The sequence below is a fragment of the Rhizobacter sp. genome, from assembly GCF_031412495.1.
In the GTDB taxonomy this organism is placed as follows: domain Bacteria; phylum Pseudomonadota; class Gammaproteobacteria; order Burkholderiales; family Burkholderiaceae_C; genus Schlegelella_A.
Genome location: NZ_JANODC010000161.1, coordinates 1 through 2669, shown reverse-complemented (window position 1 = coordinate 2669; position 2669 = coordinate 1). Strand labels below are relative to the sequence as shown.

At 65.9% G+C, this 2669-nt stretch carries 6 protein-coding genes; all 6 read left to right on the top strand.

Annotated elements, in window-relative coordinates; translation table 11 throughout:
* Positions 1-157: 157 nt before the first annotated feature.
* Positions 158-574: a 50S ribosomal protein L16 gene (gene rplP / locus AC30N0_RS05880; protein ID WP_489516992.1), complete on the top strand. Its 417-nt coding sequence runs from the start codon at positions 158-160 to the stop codon at positions 572-574.
* Positions 575-593: 19 nt separating this feature from the next.
* On the top strand, positions 594-821 hold the full coding sequence (gene rpmC / locus AC30N0_RS05875) for a 50S ribosomal protein L29 (protein ID WP_489516991.1): 228 nt from the start codon (positions 594-596) through the stop codon (positions 819-821).
* 56 nt (positions 822-877) lie between these two features.
* On the top strand, positions 878-1171 hold the full coding sequence (rpsQ, locus tag AC30N0_RS05870; protein ID WP_489516993.1) for a 30S ribosomal protein S17: 294 nt from the start codon (positions 878-880) through the stop codon (positions 1169-1171).
* 29 nt (positions 1172-1200) lie between these two features.
* Positions 1201-1716 carry a peroxiredoxin gene (locus tag AC30N0_RS05865; RefSeq protein WP_489516990.1) on the top strand — a complete coding sequence of 172 codons (516 nt, stop codon included), beginning with the start codon at positions 1201-1203 and terminating at the stop codon, positions 1714-1716.
* Between the two features lie 250 nt (positions 1717-1966).
* Positions 1967-2335, top strand: a complete 369-nt coding sequence (gene rplN / locus AC30N0_RS05860; RefSeq protein WP_025511783.1) for a 50S ribosomal protein L14 — start codon at positions 1967-1969, stop codon at positions 2333-2335.
* A 24-nt stretch (positions 2336-2359) separates the two neighbouring features.
* Positions 2360-2669 (top strand): 50S ribosomal protein L24 (gene rplX / locus AC30N0_RS05855; RefSeq protein WP_489516989.1); only part of this gene is annotated, 310 nt, incomplete at its 3' end.

Sequence of the window (2669 nt, the reverse complement as noted above, 5' to 3'; positions counted from 1 at the left end):
CCCCGGCCGATGCATCGGCGGAGCCGAGGCCGACGGCCGAGGCCGGCGCCGCACCCGGTGCCGGCGATGCACCGAAGACACCCGCTGTCAAGCGCGTCCGCAAGGCCGTCGCACCGCCCCCGGCGGTGGACGGCAAGAGCGGAAAAGGAGAGTAAGCATGTTGCAACCCGCACGAAGAAAGTTCCGCAAGGAACAGAAGGGCCGCAACACCGGCGTCGCCACCCGCGGCGCGAACGTGTCGTTTGGCGACTTCGGTCTGAAGTCGATCGAGCGCGGCCGCCTGACGGCGCGCCAGATCGAGGCTGCCCGCCGGGCGATCTCGCGCCACGTGAAGCGCGGCGGCCGGATCTGGATCCGCATCTTCCCGGACAAGCCGATCTCGCAGAAGCCGGCCGAAGTCCGCATGGGCAACGGCAAGGGCAACCCGGAGTACTACGTTGCCGAGATCCAGCCCGGCAAGGTGCTCTACGAAATCAACGGCGTGCCGGAACAGCTGGCTCGCGAGGCGTTCCAGCTCGCTTCGGCGAAGCTGCCCCTCAAGACCACGTTCGTGGCGCGCCAGGTCGGCGCCTGAGGGCGCGGAAGGAATATTCATGAAAGCATCTGAACTCCGCGCCAAGGACAGCGCCGGGCTCGAGAAGGAAGTCAGCGACCTGCTGAAGGCCCACTTCGGCCTGCGTATGCAGAAGGCGACGCAGCAGCTCACCAATCATTCGCAGCTCGGCAACACCCGGCGCGACATCGCCCGCGCCAAGACCATCGCCGCCGAGAAGAAGCGCGGCGAGGCCGGTGCCGGCAAGACGACAGGAGCGAAGAAATGAACGCCGATCAGACATCAAACGTCGACCTGACGGCGCCCTCGGCCGACGCCCAGATCCTGCCGGCGACCGCGGTCGCCACCGCGGCGGAGCCGAAGGCGAAGAACACGCGCACGCTGATCGGAAAGGTCGTCAGCGACAAGCGCAGCAAGACCATCACCGTCCTCATCGAGCGGCGCACGAAGCACGAGCTCTACGGCAAGATCGTCGCCAAGACGAGCAAGTACCACGCGCACGACGAGAACGACGAGTACAAGATGGGTGACGTTGTCGAGATCGCCGAGAGCAGGCCGATCTCGAAGACGAAATCGTGGGTCGTGACGCGCCTGGTCCAGAAGGGCATCGACGTCTGAACCCGCCAGTCGCAAAAAGGAAGCGAGCCATGCTGAAAGTCGGAGACAAGCTGCCCCCCGGCAGCCTGCAGGAATTCATCGAGGTCGAGGGCAACGGCTGCTCGATCGGACCCAACACCTTCGACCTCGAGAAGGCGACGGCCGGCAAGACGATCGCGGTCTTCGGCCTGCCCGGGGCTTTCACGCCGACGTGCTCCGCCAAGCATGTGCCGGGCTACATCGAGCAGGCCGAGGCCCTGAAGGCCGCCGGCGTCGACGAGATCTGGTGCGTGTCGGTCAACGACGCCTTCGTGATGGGAGCCTGGGGCCGCGAGCAGAAGACCGCCGGCAAGGTCCGCATGATGGCCGACGGCAGCGGCGACTTCGTCCGCGCCACCGGCCTGACCCTGGACCTGACCTCGCGCGGCATGGGTGTTCGCTCGCAGCGCTTCTCGATGCTTGTCCAGGACGGCGTCGTCAAGGCGCTCAACATCGAGGCCGCGGGCAAGTTCGAGGTGAGCGACGCGAAGACGCTGGCCGAACAGGCGAAGGAGCTCCAGGGCTGAGCGGCCTGGCGACGAGGGCGCCGGAGCCCAGTCGTTTGACAGGCTGTTGCGGAAAAGGCGATAATCGCCGGCTTCGCTGGGCTTGAGGCGGGCTCGGGCCCACCGGCCAAGGGCCCGGTAAAAGTTTAGGCGAGCGGCCGGCAGCGAATTCCTCGCGCCGGCATCGAGACTTTGCCCGGTACCACGGGACCAAGACTGACCGCTTCGGAAGCTTCGGCAGCCGCTGCGGGAAAAGTTGGGAGAGGACAACATGATTCAAATGCAGTCGCGGCTCGACGTCGCCGACAACACGGGCGCCAAGTCCGTCATGTGCATCAAGGTGCTCGGTGGCTCCAAGCGCCGTTATGCCGCGATCGGTGACGTGATCAAGGTCAGCATCAAGGAAGCGGCGCCGCGCGGCCGGGTGAAGAAGGGCGAGGTCTACAGCGCCGTCGTCGTCCGCACCGCCAAGGGCGTGCGCCGCCAGGACGGCTCGCTCGTGAAGTTCGACGGCAACGCCGCCGTGCTGCTGAACGCCAAGCTCGAGCCGATCGGCACCCGCATCTTCGGGCCGGTCACGCGCGAGTTGCGCACCGAGCGCTTCATGAAGATCGTCTCCCTCGCGCCCGAAGTGCTCTGAGCACGCCGATTTGCAGGATTTGCGATGAACAAGATTCGAAAAGGCGACCAGGTCATCGTGCTGACCGGCCGCGACAAGGGCCGGCGCGGCACGGTGTTGAGCCGGGTCGATGAAGAACGGCTGATCGTCGAAGGCGTGAACGTGGTCAAGAAGCACGTCAAGCCGAACCCGATGAAGGGCGTCACCGGTGGGGTCATCGACAAGACGATGTCGATCCACCAGTCGAACGTCGCCATCTTCAATGCCGCCACCGGCAAGGCGGATCGCGTCGGCATCAAGCTGCTGAGCGAGGACGAGAAGAAGTCGCGCAAGACGCAGGAGCGCGGCGTCCGCG

Bases quoted from the DNA above. Each gene is read 5' to 3' on its own strand.
- rplP (WP_489516992.1), top strand. From the start codon at position 158: ATGTTGCAACCCGCACGAAGAAAGTTCCGCAAGGAACAGAAGGGCCGC.
- rpmC (WP_489516991.1), top strand. From the start codon at position 594: ATGAAAGCATCTGAACTCCGCGCCAAGGACAGCGCCGGGCTCGAGAAG.
- AC30N0_RS05865 (WP_489516990.1), top strand. From the start codon at position 1,201: ATGCTGAAAGTCGGAGACAAGCTGCCCCCCGGCAGCCTGCAGGAATTC.
- rplN (WP_025511783.1), top strand. From the start codon at position 1,967: ATGATTCAAATGCAGTCGCGGCTCGACGTCGCCGACAACACGGGCGCC.